The sequence below is a fragment of the Nocardia acidivorans NBRC 108247 genome (assembly GCF_001625085.1).
Classification (GTDB): Bacteria; Actinomycetota; Actinomycetes; order Mycobacteriales; family Mycobacteriaceae; genus Nocardia; species Nocardia acidivorans.
Window position 1 is genome coordinate 33,779 of record NZ_BDAW01000023.1, and the last position, 17,366, is coordinate 51,144.

The 17,366-nt window shown below is 66.1% G+C and carries 21 protein-coding genes and 1 tRNA gene; 9 read left to right on the forward strand and 13 right to left on the reverse strand.

Going from position 1 to position 17,366, the window contains the following annotated elements:
- Positions 1 to 11: 11 nt before the first annotated feature.
- Both NA10_RS14065 and NA10_RS14070 read right to left on the reverse strand, forming a co-directional pair.
- Positions 12 to 794 carry a CoA-transferase subunit beta gene (locus NA10_RS14065; protein ID WP_067568182.1) on the reverse strand — a complete coding sequence of 261 codons (783 nt, stop codon included), beginning with the start codon at positions 792 to 794 and terminating at the stop codon, positions 12 to 14.
- A complete protein-coding gene (locus NA10_RS14070; protein WP_067568184.1) occupies positions 791 to 1,612 on the reverse strand; it encodes a CoA transferase subunit A in 822 nt (273 codons plus the stop codon). Before NA10_RS14070 ends, NA10_RS14065 begins: the two co-directional genes overlap by 4 nt.
- Before the next feature lie 366 nt (positions 1,613 to 1,978).
- Here NA10_RS14070 and NA10_RS14075 point away from each other — a divergent pair, with 366 nt between their 5' ends.
- Complete coding sequence (locus tag NA10_RS14075) at positions 1,979 to 3,499, forward strand: catalase (RefSeq protein ID WP_067568186.1); 1,521 nt, start codon at positions 1,979 to 1,981, stop codon at positions 3,497 to 3,499.
- Between the two features lie 368 nt (positions 3,500 to 3,867).
- Here the strand turns inward: NA10_RS14075 and NA10_RS14085 are convergent, their stop codons facing one another.
- The gene (locus NA10_RS14085; RefSeq protein WP_307188391.1) at positions 3,868 to 5,550 is read right to left on the reverse strand and encodes a cation:proton antiporter; all 1,683 of its coding nucleotides are present in this window, start codon (positions 5,548 to 5,550) and stop codon (positions 3,868 to 3,870) included.
- Between the two features lie 140 nt (positions 5,551 to 5,690).
- Here NA10_RS14085 and NA10_RS14090 point away from each other — a divergent pair.
- Positions 5,691 to 5,767, forward strand: a tRNA-Pro gene (locus NA10_RS14090).
- 231 nt (positions 5,768 to 5,998) lie between these two features.
- Here NA10_RS14090 and NA10_RS14095 read toward each other — a convergent pair.
- Positions 5,999 to 6,247, reverse strand: a complete 249-nt coding sequence (locus NA10_RS14095) for a hypothetical protein (protein ID WP_067568190.1) — start codon at positions 6,245 to 6,247, stop codon at positions 5,999 to 6,001.
- Between the two features lie 424 nt (positions 6,248 to 6,671).
- On the opposite strand from NA10_RS14095, the gene NA10_RS14100 reads away from it, so the two are divergent.
- Positions 6,672 to 7,091: an SRPBCC family protein gene (locus NA10_RS14100; protein ID WP_245677200.1), complete on the forward strand. Its 420-nt coding sequence runs from the start codon at positions 6,672 to 6,674 to the stop codon at positions 7,089 to 7,091.
- A 390-nt stretch (positions 7,092 to 7,481) separates the two neighbouring features.
- On the opposite strand, the gene NA10_RS14105 is transcribed toward NA10_RS14100, so the two are convergent.
- Complete coding sequence (locus NA10_RS14105; RefSeq protein ID WP_157556499.1) at positions 7,482 to 7,958, reverse strand: hypothetical protein; 477 nt, start codon at positions 7,956 to 7,958, stop codon at positions 7,482 to 7,484.
- A gap of 751 nt (positions 7,959 to 8,709) precedes the next feature.
- Here NA10_RS14105 and NA10_RS14110 point away from each other — a divergent pair.
- Both NA10_RS14110 and NA10_RS37940 read left to right on the forward strand, forming a co-directional pair.
- Positions 8,710 to 9,258 carry a hypothetical protein gene (locus NA10_RS14110; RefSeq protein ID WP_157556501.1) on the forward strand — a complete coding sequence of 183 codons (549 nt, stop codon included), beginning with the start codon at positions 8,710 to 8,712 and terminating at the stop codon, positions 9,256 to 9,258.
- Between the two features lie 251 nt (positions 9,259 to 9,509).
- On the forward strand, positions 9,510 to 9,845 hold the full coding sequence (locus NA10_RS37940) for a hypothetical protein (RefSeq protein ID WP_174562513.1): 336 nt from the start codon (positions 9,510 to 9,512) through the stop codon (positions 9,843 to 9,845).
- A 154-nt stretch (positions 9,846 to 9,999) separates the two neighbouring features.
- Here the strand turns inward: NA10_RS37940 and NA10_RS14120 are convergent, their stop codons facing one another.
- From NA10_RS14120 to NA10_RS14140, 6 genes are all read right to left on the reverse strand, one after another.
- Positions 10,000 to 10,653 carry a TetR/AcrR family transcriptional regulator gene (locus NA10_RS14120; protein ID WP_067568198.1) on the reverse strand — a complete coding sequence of 218 codons (654 nt, stop codon included), beginning with the start codon at positions 10,651 to 10,653 and terminating at the stop codon, positions 10,000 to 10,002.
- A 58-nt stretch (positions 10,654 to 10,711) separates the two neighbouring features.
- A complete protein-coding gene (locus tag NA10_RS14125; protein WP_067568201.1) occupies positions 10,712 to 11,395 on the reverse strand; it encodes a DsbA family oxidoreductase in 684 nt (227 codons plus the stop codon).
- Positions 11,396 to 11,439: 44 nt separating this feature from the next.
- Positions 11,440 to 11,958, reverse strand: a complete 519-nt coding sequence (locus tag NA10_RS14130) for a DoxX family protein (protein ID WP_067568203.1) — start codon at positions 11,956 to 11,958, stop codon at positions 11,440 to 11,442.
- Between the two features lie 44 nt (positions 11,959 to 12,002).
- Positions 12,003 to 12,221 (reverse strand): hypothetical protein, encoded by a 219-nt coding sequence (locus tag NA10_RS36690; protein ID WP_157556502.1) that lies wholly within the window; start codon positions 12,219 to 12,221, stop codon positions 12,003 to 12,005.
- A gap of 92 nt (positions 12,222 to 12,313) precedes the next feature.
- Complete coding sequence (locus tag NA10_RS14135) at positions 12,314 to 12,886, reverse strand: NADPH-dependent FMN reductase (RefSeq protein WP_067568205.1); 573 nt, start codon at positions 12,884 to 12,886, stop codon at positions 12,314 to 12,316.
- Positions 12,887 to 12,966: 80 nt separating this feature from the next.
- Positions 12,967 to 13,776 carry an alpha/beta fold hydrolase gene (locus NA10_RS14140; RefSeq protein WP_067568207.1) on the reverse strand — a complete coding sequence of 270 codons (810 nt, stop codon included), beginning with the start codon at positions 13,774 to 13,776 and terminating at the stop codon, positions 12,967 to 12,969.
- Positions 13,777 to 13,939: 163 nt separating this feature from the next.
- On the opposite strand from NA10_RS14140, the gene NA10_RS39515 reads away from it, so the two are divergent.
- Entirely contained in the window at positions 13,940 to 14,194 is a 255-nt protein-coding gene (locus NA10_RS39515; RefSeq protein WP_373862375.1) for a phthiocerol/phthiodiolone dimycocerosyl transferase family protein, read from the forward strand.
- Positions 14,088 to 14,408 (forward strand): phthiocerol/phthiodiolone dimycocerosyl transferase family protein, encoded by a 321-nt coding sequence (locus NA10_RS39520; protein ID WP_373862376.1) that lies wholly within the window; start codon positions 14,088 to 14,090, stop codon positions 14,406 to 14,408. The genes NA10_RS39515 and NA10_RS39520 overlap by 107 nt, the downstream gene beginning before the upstream one ends.
- Here the strand turns inward: NA10_RS39520 and NA10_RS14150 are convergent.
- A complete protein-coding gene (locus NA10_RS14150) occupies positions 14,405 to 14,740 on the reverse strand; it encodes a cupin domain-containing protein (RefSeq protein ID WP_067568356.1) in 336 nt (111 codons plus the stop codon). The two genes, NA10_RS39520 and NA10_RS14150, sit on opposite strands and share 4 nt — an antisense overlap.
- A 71-nt stretch (positions 14,741 to 14,811) precedes the next feature.
- On the opposite strand from NA10_RS14150, the gene NA10_RS14155 reads away from it, so the two are divergent.
- Positions 14,812 to 15,747 carry a GlxA family transcriptional regulator gene (locus tag NA10_RS14155; protein ID WP_067568211.1) on the forward strand — a complete coding sequence of 312 codons (936 nt, stop codon included), beginning with the start codon at positions 14,812 to 14,814 and terminating at the stop codon, positions 15,745 to 15,747.
- Between the two features lie 309 nt (positions 15,748 to 16,056).
- On the opposite strand, the gene NA10_RS14160 is transcribed toward NA10_RS14155, so the two are convergent.
- On the reverse strand, positions 16,057 to 16,410 hold the full coding sequence (locus NA10_RS14160; RefSeq protein ID WP_218021518.1) for a winged helix-turn-helix transcriptional regulator: 354 nt from the start codon (positions 16,408 to 16,410) through the stop codon (positions 16,057 to 16,059).
- 76 nt (positions 16,411 to 16,486) lie between these two features.
- Here NA10_RS14160 and NA10_RS14165 point away from each other — a divergent pair, with 76 nt between their 5' ends.
- Positions 16,487 to 17,338 carry an MBL fold metallo-hydrolase gene (locus NA10_RS14165; protein WP_067568213.1) on the forward strand — a complete coding sequence of 284 codons (852 nt, stop codon included), beginning with the start codon at positions 16,487 to 16,489 and terminating at the stop codon, positions 17,336 to 17,338.
- The last annotated feature ends 28 nt before the right edge of the window (positions 17,339 to 17,366 follow it).

Here is a 17,366-nt window from a genome sequence, read left to right on the forward strand (position 1 = left end):
GGGGACGGTGCTCATGAGGCGGCCTCGAGCGCCCGCAGCGTCGAAAGCTCTTGCGCCGTGGGCGGATCGGTGATCGCGAGGGCGGGGGCGATCCGCAGTTCCCATCCGGTCGCGGCGCGCACCTCGGCGACGGTTACGCCGGGATGCACTGCCGTGAGCACCAGTTCGCCGGTGGCGTCCGGGCGCATGACACCGAGGTCGGTGATCACCAAAGTCGGTCCCGCACCGCGCATTCCGAGCCGTGCCCGCTCCCCTTGTCCGCTTCCGTGTCCGAACGAGGTGATGAAATCGACCCGGTCGACGAAGGATCGCCGAGACTGACGCATGACCACGTACACCTCGCCGCACGACGCGGCGATCTCGGGCGCGCCACCCGCCCCGGGCAACCGCACCTGCGGATCGGCGTAATCTCCGCCGATGACGGTGGTATTGATATTGCCGAATCGGTCCAGCTGCGCGGCACCGAGGAAGCCGACGTCGATGCGCCCCGGTTGCAGCCAATAGTTGAACACCTCCGGCACGCTGACCACCGCATCGGCCGTCTCGGCGAGCACCCCGTCGCCGATCGAGGCGGGGAGTCGACCCGGTTTGGAGCCGAGCGTGCCCGACTCGTAGATCAGGACCAGCTTCGGGGCGTGGGTGACGCGGGCAAGATTGGCCGCGGTGGAGGGGCGGCCGATGCCCACGAAACAGCGGGTGCCGTCGCGGAGGGCTCGCGCGGCGGCGACGGTCATCATCTCGTCCGCGCTGTACTCGGAATCGTTTGTCGCCGAAGGTGTTTCGGTGATGGTCATGCCCTGCTCCCGCTCGTCTCGTGCACGTGCCGATCGACCCAGGCGGTGAACTCCCCGCGGTCCCGGGCGATGGCATCCCACGCCGCGTAGTACGCGTTGTCCCGGTCGCTGTACCCCTGGGCGTACGACGGGTGCGCGCCGCCCGGCACCTCGGCCACGGCATCCACCACCCAGGCGGGCAGCACGATCGCACCGGGCATCGGGGTGAGCTCCTCGACGATCTCCTCGACGGTGACCAGGCTCCGCCGCGCGGCGAGCACCGCCTCCTTCTGCACCCCGAGCAAACCCCACAGTTGAACGTTCCCGTGCCGATCGGCACGTTGCGCGTGAATGACGGTCACGTCCGGATTCAAGGCGGGCACCGCGGCGAGTTGCTCGCCGGTGAACGGGCAGGTGATGGCTTTGATGGTGTCGGTGACCCCGGGCAGATCGGTGCCCGCGTAGCCGCGCAGTACCGCGAACGGCAGCCCGGACGCACCGGCCACATACCGGTTGGCCATCCCGGCATGGCTATGCTCCTCGATCACGAGCGGAACCGGCCAAGAATGCTGCACCGCGTCCCGGAAGCGATGCAGTGAGCCGACGCCCGGATTGCCACCCCACGAGAACACCAGCTTGCGAGCACAGCCCGCCCCGATCATCTGGTCATAGACGATGTCCGGCGTCATCCGCACCAAGGTCAGCTCACGCCGCCGCTGCCGAATGATCTCCTGCCCCGCCGCAACCGGAATCAGATGCGTAAACCCTTCCAACGCAACGGTATCCCCGTCGCCGATGAGCTCGGACACCGCAGCAGCCAAGGAAAGAATCCTGGCCATACCCACTCCCTATCAGCAATGTGTGCGCTATGCGAACAGCTAGTCGCAATACGCACACATTAACGCGCATCCCTCCACGACTCAACCCACCCGCACCCTGCATACCGCGCGGAGCACTCCGGCTCGAAACAAACACGCGCATCCCGGCCGCTGCCACTGCCGACCGTTCCCTTCCCCGCGAGCGATATCCTACGAAGATCGGGCAAAACTGAGATTTCGATCAGATGCAGCACGGCCGCGCCGAGGCCGAGGGCCGTTTCGGCGGCGACACTCCGGGTAAGCGCCCGATAGGACAGTCAGGAAGGGTGGAACGACCGTCTGACCGAATTGTAAGAGCCGCACCAGGTTACGCAGAGGAGGAGTGCAATGACGGGTCCGAATTACACCACCGACGACGCCGGTATCCCCGTTCCCAGCGACGAACATTCCCTCACCATCGGCCCCGATGGTCCGATCCTGCTCCATGACGCCTATCTCATCGAGAAGATGGCCGCGTTCAATCGCGAGCGAGTACCCGAACGGCAACCGCACGCCAAAGGCGGCGGCGCGTTCGGCACCTTCGAGGTCACGCACGATGTCAGCGCCTATACCAAGGCCGCGGTCTTCCAGCCGGGCAGCAAAACCGAGGTCCTGGCCCGTTTTTCCACCGTCGCCGGTGAGCGCGGTAGTCCGGACACCTGGCGGGACCCGCGCGGATTCGCACTCAAGTTCTATACCGAACAGGGAAATTTCGACATGGTGGGCAATAACACCCCCGTGTTCTTCGTGCGCGATCCCATGAAATTCCAGGACTTCATCCGTTCACAGAAGCGCCGTGCGGACAACAATCTTCGCGACCACGATATGCAGTGGGATTTCTGGACGCTGTCACCCGAATCGGCGCACCAGGTGACCTGGTTGATGGGTGATCGCGGCATCCCGCGTTCGTGGCGTCATATGAACGGTTACTCCAGTCATACGTACATGTGGGTCAATGCCGCGGCCGAGCGGTTCTGGGTGAAGTATCACTTCAAGACCGATCAGGGCATCGAGTTCTTCACCCAGGACGAGGGCGATCAAATGGCGTCCATGGATACCGACTACCACACCCGGGATCTGTGGGAGGCGATCGAGGGCGGCGACTTCCCGAGTTGGACCCTGCATATGCAGATCATGCCGTTCGAGGACGCGAAGACCTACCGGTTCAATCCGTTCGATCTCACCAAGGTCTGGCCGCATGGCGACTATCCGCTCATCGAGGTCGGCCGAATGACGTTGAACCGCAACCCTTCCGACTACCACACCGAAATCGAACAGGCCGCGTTCGAGCCCAGCAACGCGGTTCCCGGCACCGGCCCGAGTCCGGACAAGATGCTGCTCGGGCGCTGGTTCTCCTATCCGGACGCACATCGTCACCGTATCGGCTCGAATTACAAAGAGCTGCCGGTGAATTCACCGCACGCCACCGAAGTGCGGTCCTACACCAAGGACGGCGCGATGCGCCACCACAACCCGGGCGATCCGGTATACGTGCCCAATTCCAAGGGCGGACCGCACGCCGATCCCACGGTCTCCGGTGCGCCCGTGGGCTGGCATACCGATGGTGAAATGGTGCGGCTGGCCTACACCCCCCGCAAGGACGATGACGACTGGGGCCAGGCAGGAACCATGGTCCGCGAAGTCCTCGACGACGCCGCGCGGGGACGGCTGGTCGACAATATCGTCGGCCACCTGCTCAACGGTGTGACCGAGCCGGTACTGGCACGGGCGTTCGAATACTGGCGCAATGTCGACAAGGACCTGGGCGATCGAGTCGAAGCGGGCGTCCGCGCCAAACAAGACGAACGCGATCCCAAAGCAGCTCAGCAAGCCAATCCGGCCCGGACCTCCGCCCAAAAGAAGGCTTGACCGCGCAATTGGCGCAATGAATCACACGCATGACGGTGGTCCCGCTCATCACATGAGCGGGACCACCGTTCTCGGCGTTTTCTTCGCCGTCAATTCACCATCTGTACCAGCGGTTACCGGATTCCGCTCCGCGGAATACGAAGCCCAGAGCCCAGACCACCAGTAAAGCGATCGCAACCCACCAGAGCGCCTTCAGTGCGAACCCGGCCCCGAACAGAATCAGGGCTACCAGTAAGACGAGCACCAATGCAACCATTTCTGCCACCTCCTGAACGCGGTATACCCCGCAGCAGGTCCACATAACGGCGCAGTAGTGAGCAATTCAGGCAAAGCCATATCACCGGCATGACCCGTACCGAATGCCGCGCTCAGCTGATCAGGGTGCCGCGCAATTCGATGGCGATCTCCGAGGCGTCGAGGTTGGCCAGCGCGTTCGCGAGCACATCGGCATCGAAGGTGCCGTTGTCGCGGGCATCGAGCAGCGCCGAACGCTGTGCGTCGATGACCGCCAGGCGGTGCGCTCGCGCCTGCTGGAAGGTGGGCTCCTCATCCACATGCTCGGGCTCCGGGATGGATTGGGCGCTGGTGCGCATCAACTCCATGATCCTGGTCTGCTCGGCCCGGAGCTGCTCCCGCGAGGTGGGCTGATCGGCATCGGGTGGGAGCAGGCGCAGCAGCGGGCCGATCGTGCCGCCCTGCACCACCAGCGAGAGCAGCGCCACCGCGAACGCGATGAGCACCAGCACCGAGCGCTGCGGAGTGTCCTCCGGCAGGGTCTGCGCGGCGGCCACGGTCACCGCTCCGCGCATCCCCGCCCACACCACCGCGGTGCCCTCCCGCCAGCCCAGCGGCTCGCGCAGGAAGTACTCGATATTGGCCAATCCCTTGGTGACCCGGCGGGCCAGCCGATCGAGATCATGCTCGGATACCTTGCGGCGCTTGCTGTTCGCGCGCTCCAGCATCTGCTGCTTGCCTGCGGCGGTGCTCATCTTCTCCTGCATGCCCTCCAGCCGGGGCTGGATTTGCTCGCCACGCCGGACATTCGCGGTGAGCAGCCGCAGCAACGGGGCGACGAAGGCCGCGCGCACCGCGATCGTCAACAGCAGCGCACCCGCGGCGATGAGCACCGCCGTTCCCACACCACCGTGATCGTTCCGCACATCGGTGACGATCGCGCGAATCTGCAAACCCATGGTCAGGAATACCGTGCCCTCGAGCACGAGTTCGACGGTGCGCCAATTCTGACTGTCCGACAGCCGATTACGCGGCGAAAGATCGCGTGGCGCACGGATTCCCGTGATCAACCCGGCCACCACCGCCGCCACCAGCCCAGAGGCGCCGAGCAGTTCCGCGGGCACCGACGCCACGAACGGCACCGTGAATGAGATGACCGTATTCACCGTCGAATCGGTCACCCTCTTCCGAACCATCAAATTGCCCCGCCCGATCACCCATCCGATAGCGACCGCCACCACCACCGAATACGCGAACGTCCCCACCGCACCCCAGAACGCGAACGACGCCGCCGTAGCCACAATCGCGGTGCGCAACAACACAAGTGCCGTCGCATCATTGAGCAGACTCTCCCCATCGAGCATCGCCACCACGCGCTTGGACACCGACGTCTGCTTGATGATCGAGGTCGCCACCGCATCGGTCGGACTGATGATCGCCCCCAGCGCCACACCCCACGCGAACCCCACATCCGGGATCACCACCATGAAGAACACCCCCAGCGCCAGCGCACTCCCCACCACCAACAGCACCGAAAGCCCGCTGATAGCACCGAATTCCCGCCGGAAGTTCATCGCCGGCATCGACACCGCCGACGAATACAACAGCGGCGGCAACACCCCCTCGAGAATCCACTCCGGCTCGATCCGCACCGAAGCGAAAATCGGCATCAAACTCGCCCCAACCCCAATCCCCACCAACACCAACGGCGAAGCGACCCCAAGCCGCGGCCCCACCACCGCCGACCCCGCAATCACCAGCAGCGCGGCCACACTCACGATCAACAGTTCGGTCACCGCCCCATCCTGACAGCGCACGCTCCCGAACCCCCGGCACCGCGCCCCGCCGGAGTCGCAGCCCCTCACAGGGGCGGTGGAATCGCCCGGAACCAGCCGATTTGGAGGAACCGGGGGGTGCTGATGTAATCTCATCGAGCACGAAGCGCAGCGGAGTGCAACGGGCTGTGGCGCAGCTTGGTAGCGCACTTGACTGGGGGTCAAGTGGTCGCAGGTTCAAATCCTGTCAGCCCGACCAGGTAGAGGCGGTTTCCGTCCTCCGTGAGGCAGTTCGAAGCAAGGTACCTTGCCAAGAACTGCCAACATACGGAGGGCGGTGACTGCGTTCCTAGTCGAAGAGTGCGGCCCCCGCCGCCTTCCGCTGCGCAGGCCACAACTCCTACGTCACCTCAACCGGCACCCGATATCTGAATCCCCGCTGCAGCGAGTTCGCAGACGCGGCATGCCGTGGTGATGATGATGGTTTGCGCTACTTCGCCGTGGCGGGCGGTTGCTGCGATGATGCCACTTCCGATACAGAGTCTTGCGGCAGGGTTGAACCCTGGCACAGATTCTCTGGGCTCAGCATGCGCGTCAGAGTCGCGTCGTCGATGAGTGCGGAATGCCGGACCAGCTCCGGAAACGAGGCGCCAGTGGCGATCGCTTCGGCGACCAAAGCGGTGGCCGCCTCATATCTCAGAACGGGATTGAGCACGGTGGCGATGTTGGCTGATGCCAAGGCGGCAAATCACCGCTGCCGCGCGTCGAGATCATCTACTCACACGCGGGCATGAACACCACCCAGGTCGACGACTCCATCTCGGTGTCGAAGCGGTGCGGGTCGCTGCCTGCCGTATGACCGAGTTTTCTTCGGCGGGTCGCCGGAGAAAACGGTGTACCTGGAACTCAGCCCGCGGCCTTCCGACCACGGCGGCCTCGAATTCGCGCCGGAGGGCAAGTGCGCCTGCGTATTCTGAGATTATGGCGACCGGACAGCCGCTCACGTCGAGCGGAAGAGGCCGTCGATGCCCGCCCTGCGCTGGTCCGCTAAAGTCTGCGCACCCGCAGCGTTGCGTCAAGCCGCTGTAGCTGGTCATGGCGTCAGATGTCGAACGCACGGCACGTCTCCGTGACGGAAGGGATGACGACGGATGCATTTCGAGATGACCACCGAGATAGCAGCTTCGGCCGAGACGGTATGGCAGGTTCTCACCGATGTCGAATCGTGGCCGCAATGGACTGCCTCGATGACTCGGGTCGAGCGGTTGGACTCGGGCCCACTTGCCATCGGAAGCCGCGCCCGTATTCACCAGCCGCGCCTGCTACCAGTCGTGTGGACTGTCACCGCACTGGACCCGGCAACTGGTTTCACCTGGGCAGCCGGTGGGCCCGGCCTCACCACCACCGCGAGCCACGATCTCACCCGCCACGACGAACATACATCCGTGCGCCTGGCAATCGACCAAACCGGCCTCGCGGCACCCATTTTGGGAGGCCTCATGGCTGGGCTGACCCGCCGTTACCTCGTCATGGAATCGCAAGGCCTAAAATCACGCGCCGAGCAGACCGACGGCGAAAACTGAGCGCGCCCAACGGTTCTCAATGCCGCATGCTCCCGGTGAGTGTTCATTGACACACAACGCACCGGTGGTGCACGTCTGGACTGCGGCGCACCCTCGGTTCGAATTGCACCTGGAACGACCACACCGGGCCCTGCGTGGACCGCGACCCCGACCAGATGCCCGAACGAATCTGCCGCTGCTGCATCGGAATCTCAGGACCACCACGCTAGCCGACGACAGTCCGGGCGGGTCGGCGTGCCCGCGCAGCAGCGCGTGGCGGGCGCGGTACCGCGGAGTTGCGACTCGCGCTACGCGGCTGTTCCACAAAGTCGACCCGCGCATGCGCCGTTACTCAGAGCTCACTCGAGAGATCAACGGCTCACGGGTAATGACCGATTCAGCGGGGCCGCGTCAACTCGGCGTGGAGGTGGGGACCAATACGACATTGGGTATGGACGGGTCCAGTTGCAGGCCTTCGGTTACCGGACGACCCTTCGGCCAGAGCCGGACTCGGCCGCCTTCGACGGAGAGATCGGCATCGGACCAATTGACGGATCGCTTCACGCCTGGATAGTGGAGTCCCCGTGCGTCCACGGTGTATTCGCCAGCGACCTTCACCTGATGTCCCGCACGGATCGACATGAGCAGCTCGGCGATGAGCCGGGGCTGCGAATGTTGACGAGCCAAGTTGACCAGGCCACTCCAGATCTCGTCCTGCGCGTCGGTGTCGTTGTGATGGAAGCGGATGCTCATATCCGGTCCCTTCTTGACACCCCAGGATTTCCAATAGGTTCCACTGCCGATCGTGAAGTAGAAGGTGCAACCATTGCCGGACAGTCCACCCGACTTGATCCCAGCGGCCTTGTGCTGCACGTATTCACGAGTCACCGAATAGCCGAACCATTTGCGTCTTCCCAGCGGAATACGTTGCCCCCGTGCTTTATACCGGTCGCGTCGGCGTAAACCTCACGCCGCTTATCTAATTCGCCCGCCACCTTGCCTTGTACAACCTGTCCGGTGGATTCGGGCCGCGTAGCCGCCAGTTGCGGGGCAGGGCCATTGTGGGGCTGAGGAGCTGGAGGGGTGGCGGGGGCCATCACGTCCGGGCTTCCGGAAAGGCGAAGGCGATCACCCACCGGCGCATCAAGAACGAGCGCTTGGCCGCTGCCGGATGGGTCTGAGGCCTTCCTCGATGGCCACCGCAGGCGCGACCCGCGAGCACTATCTACGGCGGCGAGACCGGGGACCGGCACGCATCAGCCTGCGTCATCTGTTCAACAAGATGTTCGGCCGGCTGAATCACCGTCTCCTATCGAGCCAGAAATTCGATCCCGCCACAACCTTTGGTCCTTCTCCCGACACGTGCCGGAGCTCGACCCTTAAAACCGTTGGAAGTCCTTACTTGCAGGTGTTCCCAGCGCGATAACCCGCTACACTCCGACCCCGGGAGGGGAGCTCTATTCACGGGGAGCTTCCGCATGTGCGAAAGGCGGAAACCACAGTGGTAGGAAGCGAATTTCGACCCGAGGGCCCGCCGGGGCAAGCTGGATATCCGCATCCGCCGGTAGCGGGGGACAATCCCGGCTATACCCCGTCGTGGCCGCCGATGGGGCAGGGGCACCCTCAGTTCAATAATGCTGTGCCACAACAGGTACCGGGATATGGCCTGCGCGGTGCCGGGCCTGTGCCACCACGGAGCAAGACGCCTTTGGTGGTGGGGTTGGTGGTGGCCGTGGTGGTGATACTCGGGGCAGTGGCTACCGGGATCTGGTGGTTCACCAGGGATTCCGGGAGCGGCTCCGGCGAGAATGCCACCCGGAACGCGTTGCCTGCCGCGCTACAGCAGGCATCGACGTGCAAACCGAGTCGGAAAGACTCCGAGAAAGGCCGTCTGACTTGCACGATTCCGGCGGGTGATCCGATCATCGACGGCCTGTTCGCCGAATTCAACGGCGCCGAGCGTTTCGATGCTTGGGTCGACATCGACACCGCGAAGCAACTACCGGGCAAGACCGGTGATCAACTGGTTAAATCCGGCTCAATCCTGGCGTATGTGGATACCAACGGGACACACAAGCTCTACTACGGCAACGCCAGCTCTGGACTCACCATCGATATGAGCTTCTACGGCAGCAAGGACAATGCGATGACGTTCCTGCACCGCGCAGGCCTGATAACCGGGTCCTGAGTGCATCAGCGATTGATAGCGCGGTGTGACGCCCCGTTCGGTCAACAGTGCGCGAGCGTCGGTTTGGATACCTGGTGGTGGTCGGTCGCGCCACGGGACGGTCGGAATATCAATTTGACGTGAACCGGGCATGCCCTCGAGCGAGTCGGCCGAGCTTCGGGCAGCGAGGCGGCGGATCCGGTTGCTGGAGCAGGAGAATGAAGTCCTCGAGAAGGCCGCGGCCTATTTCGCGCAGGCGGATCTGCCGGGAAATGAGTTACCGCCTCGTTCGTGAGCTGGCCCGAGGCGGGATCCCCGTCGCGGTGACGTGCCGGGTGCCGAACCTGGCTCGCCAGCCCTATTACCGATGGCTGGCCGAACCGGTCACCGACGCCGAACTCGAGGCAGCCTATCGAGCGAACGCCCTGTTCGACGCCCACCGCGAGGACCCGGAGTTCGGCTACCGCTTTCTGGCCGATGAAGCCCGCGCCGCTGGTGAAGCGATGGCCGACCGCACCGCGTGGCGGATCTGCTCGGGGCTGGTGGAGCGTGTTCGGCAAGAAGCGCCGTGGCAAGGGCAAGCCGGGTCCGCCTGTCCAGCGCGGTGAGCAGCTGATGTGTATCGGTCACTTCAACGGTCATGGGGTTCGGGTGCCCTTGCCGGTGGTGCGTGGGTGCGCGCCTGCCCGGGCGTGCACGCGCGCATCGACCGGCGGGAGCCAGCGACGCTGTGGCCGGGGCCAGGAGGGAGTACGGCGCGTTTCAGGCCCGCAGGGCGGGCCAGAGGCTGGCGGTGAGCTTGTCTGCGAGCCCGGCGCGGGTCCGTGCGTCATCGCCGCGCAGGAACGCGCCGAAGTAGGCGCCGAAGACCATGGTGGCGACGGTGCGGGTATCGACGTCGGCGCGGACCGCGCCGCGGTCGGTGAGTTGCCGCAGCACATTCTCGACCTGGCTGACGCGGGGTTCGACGGCGCGGGTGACGACATGTTCCAAGAGCTCGGGCACGCGGTCGGCTTCGCTGATGAACCCGCCCTGCAGCACGATGGCATCGGGGTTGTAGTAGCAGGGGTCGACGCGGCGGATGGCCTCGGTGAACGCCTCTTTCGGTGTCATGACTTCGAGCAGCAGCGGCGGGGTGGCCGCGGTCTGGGCGCGCAGCCCGTAGTCGAGGGCGTCGATGACCAGTTCCAGCTTGCCGGGCCAGCGCCGGTAGAGGGTGGGGCGGGTGACCCCGGCGTCGGCGGCGATGTCACCGAGGGCCATGCGCGAGTAACCGTCGGTGACCAGCCGCCGCCGTGTCGCCACGAGGATGGCCTCGTCCACGCCGGGGTCGCGAGGACGACCGCCTCGTGGACCGGATTTGCGGGCCGACAATTCTCCGGAGGGTTCCCCGGATGCGGTGCGCGACGGTGTCATGGCCTCCCCGTTTCTGTGTTTCGTTACACGCTCAGACTGTAACTGGTGGTGGGATGTGTCAGTCGGTGCAGCCGCCGTCGAGGTGACAGGCTGCGCCCGGGGCGCGAGGGGTGGGTTCGAGGCTGGCCTGGGCGAAGAGGGCGGCGTAGTCACCCGCGGTGCGCGCGCCGACCAGGGCGTAGTGGTCGTCGACCAGAAGGGTGGGGACGGCGCGGATTCCGGCGTGCCGGGTGCGCGCGATCGCGGCTTGTACTTCGGCGGCACCGAGATCGGTGGCGAGCGCGGCCGCGACCCGGTCGCCGTCCAGCCCGGCCTGGACGGCGATCGCGGTAAGGGTGTGCGGGTCGGCGATGTTGCCGCCGTCGGTGAAGTAGGCGCGCTCGAGCGCGCCGTCGACGGCCGCCTGGGCGGCGGGGCCACCGTCGTGTCCGGCCGGCCGGATCAGGCGGTGCCCGTCGAAGGTGTTGACCGCCAGTGCCTTGTCCAAGCGCATCGTCAGGCCTTCGGCGGCGGCGATGTCGGCGACACGAACGTGGTCGTCTCGGAACCGCGGGCCACCGCGCGCCAGCCAGTACTCGAGCAGCGGCTGCGGCGTGGTGGGCATCGCCGGATTGAGTTGGAAGGGCAGGTATTCCACGGTGATCGCGTCGGGGTGGCTGACTTCGGCCAGCGCGCGACGCAAGCGTGCCTTGGCCACGAAGCACCACGGGCAGGAGATGTCGGAGACGATCTCGATCTTCACCAGCGTTCCTTTCACCGATCAGGTTGCCGTGCAGAGTGATCCGGTCACGCCTGCGGGTGCGCCGCGGTGGCGGTGGGCCGGTAGAACAGAGACAGTTGCGCGGCCCCGCCGAGGATTCCGCCGAGGGCGGCCAGGCCCAGCCCGGTCCAGCCGGTGAGCACCGGATGCCCGAACAGCAACTGTTCGACGCTGAGCTGTCCTGCGCCCAGGCCCGCGACCGCGACCGCCGCGAGCGCGATGAGCAGGTTGTATTCCCAGCCCGAGTCCATGACGTAGAAGCCGTTGCGGCGGTGCACGGTGACGACGGCCACCAGCATCAACGCCACGAACGCCGCCGCGGCGGGGGCGGTGAGAAACCCGGTCGCCAGGGCGATTCCGGCACCGACCTCGGTGGCGGCGGCCAGCCGGGCGTGTAGCCAGCCCGGGGCCATGCCCAGGCTCTCGAACCAGGCTGCGTTCCCGGCCAGGCGGCCACCGAGGAACACCTTGTGATAGCCGTGCGCGGCCATCATGATTCCCAGTCCGGCTCGCAGCACGAGTACGGCGAAACTAAACGAATGCATCTGTGTCCCTTACCTTTTGCGTCCCGATCCCGTGCGTGGCGGTGTTACCGGTGCACGGTGGGGGTGCCGTGGGTGGGCGGGTTGAGCCGGTAGCGGGCGATGATCTCTTCGAGCCAGTCGGGGTGGCCGTAGCTCAGCCCGTACCGGGCTGCCAGGTCGTCATAGACGGCGGGGGCGGTGTCGGGGGCGTCCATGAGTCCGCCGAGTTCGGCGAAGTACTGTTCGAACCCTGCCGCACGAAAAGCAGTGCGCGAACACCGCATACGCGCGCGGCGGCGTATCGGGCAGCTCGAGGCGCGCGGCCAGGGGAGCGCCCAGGGCGCCGGGAAAACGATGCTGCTCGCTGGTCGGCATGTCAGGCGATGGCGGCAGGGGTCCGCAGCGTGGCCAGGTCGGTCAGCCCGTCGAGGAGTTGACGTAGCAGGGTCGCGGTGAACTCGTCGGGGGTGAACTCGCCCTCGGTGTTCAGGCGCAGGTGGGATTGGAACACGGTGACTTCGGGTCCGGCGACGACGGGGGCGCCGATGCGGTGCAGGATCTGGCGCAGCACCAGCTGGGCACGCGCCGTGCCGAACTGCGACGGCGAGGCCCCGAGGATTGCGACCGGCTTCCCGGACAGGGCCGAGGAGCCGGCCGGGCGCGAGAGCCAATCCAGGGCGTTCATCAGCACTCCCGGGATCGCCGAGTTGTATTCGGGGGTGGCGATGAGCACCCCGTCGGCGGCCGCGACCAGGTCCCGCAGCTCGACCACCGCGGCGGGCGGGTCGGCTTCGAAGTCCTGGTCGAAATGCGGCAACCCGCCCAGGCCGTCGTAGAGGTCGATGTGTACTCCGGGTGGGGTCAGCGCGGTGAGCGCGCGCAGCAAACCGGTGTTGTGGGAGCCGCGGCGCAGGCTGCCGGACAACGCGAGAAATCGCAGGTCGGACATGAGGAATGCTCCTGAGAGAGATCGATCCTGGTGCCGGACGGGCATCGGTGCCCGCCCGGGGTGTCACCGCCGGATACGGGTCAGCGCGTGCCCTGGTATGCCTTCTCGATCACCTGCGCGACCACCTCCGGGTGGCTGACCATGACCGCGTGCGAGGAATCGACCTCGCTGATCTGGGCACCGGCCCGCTGCGCCATGAACCGCTCCAGGCTCGGCGCGATGGCCTGGTCCTTGGTGGCGACCAGCGCCCACGACGGGGTGCTCTTCCACCCAGCCGCGGTGGCGGGTTCGCCGAAGGCCTCCGCGGCGACCGGACGCTGTGACACCGCCAAGTAGGCGGCGGTGGCGGCGTCGACGTCGGCGGCGAACGCGGTCGCGAACTGCGCCTGATCCAGCCACACTTCGGTGCCGGTGGACCCGTCCGGGCGGGTGTACTGGAAGACCTGCTGCGGCAGCGGCGGCACCGTGGAGTCCGGATGTGTTTCCAGCAGGCCGCCCAGGGCTTCGCCCTCGTCGGGGACGAACGCGGCCACGAACACCAGCGCGTCCACGTCGGCGACGGAGGGCGCGGCGTTGGAGATCACCGCACCGGCGTAGGAGTGCCCGACCAGGATCTTCGGGCCCTCCACGCCGGCCAGGAGGCCCTGCACGTAGGCGGTGTCGTAGGCGAGGCCGCGCAGCGGATTCGGTACCGCGAGCACCGGGAACCCACGCCGGTGCAGCCGCGCGGCGACCGCCTCCCATCCTGAGGCGTCGGCGAACGCGCCGTGCACCAGCACCACCGTCGGCTTGGGCTGCCCGTCGCCGTCACCCTCGGCGGTGTGCGACACCAGGGAAGCCAGGGCGGCCTTGACAGAGGCGACGAGACCAGTGTGGGAGTGATTGCTCATGGTTGTGCTTCCTTGTCTATCCATCGAAAGGGGTGGTGGCGCAACGTGGTCCGCGAACCCAGTTGCGTTACGATGCATGACTGTAACGTAACTGTCTGTGAGATGACAACCTCACAGGTCACGGCACCGGCGACGATTTCCGTCCAGCTCCCGCACAGCGAATCTGGCTGTCGGCCAACGACACCGAGGCACTGCTGCACCAGGGCGTGCCGCGCGCACCACCCTGCACGCCCTGGTGTCCGCCGCGATCATCCGGGCCGAACGAGCGATAAACACCGAAACACCCAGTGCCGCTATCGGATTGCAGATGCCTGTATCACCTCGTCGACATGCGCCCACACCTGCGGCCCTCGGCCGGGCCCACCGACGCCACCAACGCGCTGGGCTTCGCGCCGACTGTCACCGCCTGCACCCCTGAGACCGACCTGCGTGTCCTGGGCAAAGAGGTCAAGGCGCAGATCGTCGCCGGGATCGAGACCGCATCGAGCACCGGCGAACACCTGGACAGGTCGCGCTGCGGTGCTGTGCTTGTCAGACCCGCCCCAGCAACGCGGATCCCAGCCCCGGTCACGGCTCGAGAGCGGCTTCAGCGTACGAGCAAGCGACAGACCGACCGCGGCGGGTCTGGCTAGCCCTGCGGGTAGAAGAGGAACAGCGTGCATCCCGTCGTGGACGCGGGCACGTGCCACGATCCAGCCGGGGCGTGCAGGAACGTCCCCGCCGGGTAGTCACGCGCGCCATCGTTGAAGACGCCGTCGACCACGTAGACCTCCTCCGCGCCGGGCTCGTGGACGTCGCGGTGCGGCCACGACGTCCCCGGGTCCATCTCCAATACGTTGGCGTGCGCGCCGCTTGGCCCCTTCCAGAGCGGACGTAGCCGGATTCCGGGGAAGATCTCGCGTACGGAGGATTCGGTGACGGAGACGGCGGTGTAGCCCTCTTGGGCGAGGATCTCGGGATGCATGTCTTCCACGGTGCCGTGCGCGATCGTGTCGAGACAGTGTCGAGAATGACGTCATAGGGTACTTTTCTGCCATGCATCGCGTGGTGGCCTTGGTACGGCCGGTGCAGTCGACGTTCGAGCTCGGCTGCGCCGCCGAGGTCTTCGGTACGGTGCGTGCCGGGGTACCGCAGCACTACGAGTTCGAGGTGTGCACCGAGACGCCCGGCCCGGTGCCGACGTCGGCCGGGTACTCGATCGCCGTGACGCGGGGCCTTTCGGCGCTCGCGTCCGCGGACACCGTGCTCATCCCGGGCTGGGCGCCAGTGGAGGCGCCGTTGTCGGCTCGCGTGCGCCGTGCGCTGCTGCGGGCACACGAGCGCGGGGCGCGACTTGTCACGATCTGCTCCGGGGTGTTCGCCTTAGCCCGCACGGGATTACTGGACGGCCGCTCGGCCACGACACACTGGGCGCGCGCCGAGCAGCTACGACAGGAGTTCCCCCGAATACGCGTGGAGCCGGACGTGCTCTACGTCGACCACGGCGACGTCGCCACGAGCGCCGGGGCGGGAGCGGGTATCGACCTGTGCCTGCACCTCGTCCGACAGGACCACGGGGCAGCCCACGCCGCACTCGTCGCGCGCCACATGGTGATACCACCGCACCGCGACGGCGGCCAGGCACAATACGCGCCACTCCCACCACCCGCAGACGCGCTGGACGGCCTCCTCGAATGGGCCGACGCACACCTCGCGACACCGCTGTCGGTGAGCGATATGGCCGCGTACCTCACCGTCTCGCCCCGCACACTGGCACGACGCTTCACCGACCAACTCAACACGAGCCCGGGAGCGTGGCTGCTGTCCCGCCGGATCGCCGCGGCACGCATCCTTCTCGAGGAGACAGACCTGCCGGTAGAAGCGATCGCAGCCCGCGTCGGACTCACCTCGGCGGTCAACCTGCGCCGCCGCTTCCGCGCTCAGGTAGGCACGACACCCGGCGCCTACCGGCGAGCGTTCCAGGTCCCGTGACCGACGGAGATCCATGCAATCCGGGGCTCGCCTGAGGAATTTCGCGGAGCAAGTCGGCTCCATCCCGCCGACCACACCTGTTCTTGGTGGTGCAGGCGGCGACGCCGCCAGCACCAGGCCCGCCTATCGCACTTCAAACGCCGAGGCCACCCACTCACCTGAGTGGCGTTGCAGTATTAGCGCGGGGCCATCCACAGGACAGTGGCAGCATGTGCCGGAACCCATACGATCCGTGGGGCAGCGGGAGCACGACAGGCCCACAGGATCAACCCCGACCCAGCTCGTGCACCATCGATTCGAGTCGGATACTCACCCGGCTTCGGCGGGCAGTTCGATCCACTCCAGCGCCCACTCATTGAGGGCAAGTAGCACCTTGCCCAACTCGGCGCCCTTCTCGGTGAGCCGGTATTCGATCCGCACCGGAGTGGTCGGCTGAACCTGGCGTTCGACGAGACCGTCAGCCTCGAGGTCCTTCAACCGCTGCGACAGCAGCTTGTCGGTCATGCCGGGTACGGCCGTCGCGATATCACCGAATCGAGTGGCGCCGCCCAACAGGGCGCGCAACACGGTCGCGGCCCACCGTCGGCCGATCGAATCGAACGCCGCCGCGTAGTACGGGCAATACGGGCGCAGAGACGCGATATCCAGCTTTCTATGTGACACAGCTCACCTTTCTAAACTTTCTCGACAATAGTACCTATCTTGAGGATAGTTACTTTTGTCGGGTAAGGAGAAGCATATGTCACGACGCCCTGCCCCTACGTTGTCGTACGAGGTGTTCGTCTCCGAACCGATTCCGACGACCGGCACATTGCCGACCGGCGCGCGGCAGTTGTGGTCGCCGCTATCAACCACGCTGATCAGCGGGGTGCGCGACGCGGTGCTCGTCGATCCTCCGTTGACCGCGCAGCAGACCGCGCGTGTCGGCGATTGGGTGCGGCGATCCGGCAAACGGCTCACACACATCTACATCACTCACGGTCACGGTGATCACTGGTTCGGTGCCGCCCGGCTGGCCGAACGGTTCCCCAGCGTCGTGGTGTATGCCACCACCGGCACCATCCAACTCATGCGGCTTTCGACAACCGGCCGACGCAAACTGTTCTGGGACCGGCTGTTTCCCGGTCAGATCCCAGACACCCGAGTGATAGCGCAACCCGTTCCCGTCAACGGGTTCGACCTAGAGGGTCGGAGGTTGCGACCGATCGAGGTCGGTCACAGCGATGCCGACGACTCCACGGTGCTGCACGTTCCCACGCTGGGGCTGGTCGTGGCCGGCGACGTCGCCTACAACGGTGTACACCAATACCTCGCCGATGGCGGGCTCACCGGCGGTATCGACTCCTGGTTGCAGGCCATCGACATCGTGCGCACCCTACGACCCGAAGCCGTGATCGCCGGACACAAGGACCCCGATCGCGCCGATGACCCGGCCATCCTCGACGAAACCGCGGAATACCTGCGCAGCGCACAGCGGGCACTCGACGAGAACCCCTCTCCTGAAGCATTTTTCGACCATATGGTCGGCCGCTACCCGGATCATGTCAATCCCGGCACCGTCTGGCTGAATGCGACCCTGCTGCTCGGTTGAGCATCCCGGCATACCCCTTACCCGACAA

Excerpts from the sequence above, each read along its gene's own strand:
- NA10_RS14065 (WP_067568182.1), bottom strand. The coding sequence starts at position 794 with ATGACCATCACCGAAACACCTTCGGCGACAAACGATTCCGAGTACAGC.
- NA10_RS14070 (WP_067568184.1), bottom strand. The coding sequence starts at position 1,612 with ATGGCCAGGATTCTTTCCTTGGCTGCTGCGGTGTCCGAGCTCATCGGC.
- NA10_RS14075 (WP_067568186.1), top strand. The coding sequence starts at position 1,979 with ATGACGGGTCCGAATTACACCACCGACGACGCCGGTATCCCCGTTCCC.
- NA10_RS14100 (WP_245677200.1), top strand. The coding sequence starts at position 6,672 with ATGACCACCGAGATAGCAGCTTCGGCCGAGACGGTATGGCAGGTTCTC.
- NA10_RS37940 (WP_174562513.1), top strand. The coding sequence starts at position 9,510 with ATGAGTTACCGCCTCGTTCGTGAGCTGGCCCGAGGCGGGATCCCCGTC.
- NA10_RS14120 (WP_067568198.1), bottom strand. The coding sequence starts at position 10,653 with ATGACACCGTCGCGCACCGCATCCGGGGAACCCTCCGGAGAATTGTCG.
- NA10_RS14130 (WP_067568203.1), bottom strand. The coding sequence starts at position 11,958 with ATGCATTCGTTTAGTTTCGCCGTACTCGTGCTGCGAGCCGGACTGGGA.
- NA10_RS36690 (WP_157556502.1), bottom strand. The coding sequence starts at position 12,221 with ATGCGGTGTTCGCGCACTGCTTTTCGTGCGGCAGGGTTCGAACAGTAC.
- NA10_RS14135 (WP_067568205.1), bottom strand. The coding sequence starts at position 12,886 with ATGTCCGACCTGCGATTTCTCGCGTTGTCCGGCAGCCTGCGCCGCGGC.
- NA10_RS14140 (WP_067568207.1), bottom strand. The coding sequence starts at position 13,776 with ATGAGCAATCACTCCCACACTGGTCTCGTCGCCTCTGTCAAGGCCGCC.
- NA10_RS14150 (WP_067568356.1), bottom strand. The coding sequence starts at position 14,740 with ATGCATCCCGAGATCCTCGCCCAAGAGGGCTACACCGCCGTCTCCGTC.
- NA10_RS14155 (WP_067568211.1), top strand. The coding sequence starts at position 14,812 with ATGCATCGCGTGGTGGCCTTGGTACGGCCGGTGCAGTCGACGTTCGAG.
- NA10_RS14165 (WP_067568213.1), top strand. The coding sequence starts at position 16,487 with ATGTCACGACGCCCTGCCCCTACGTTGTCGTACGAGGTGTTCGTCTCC.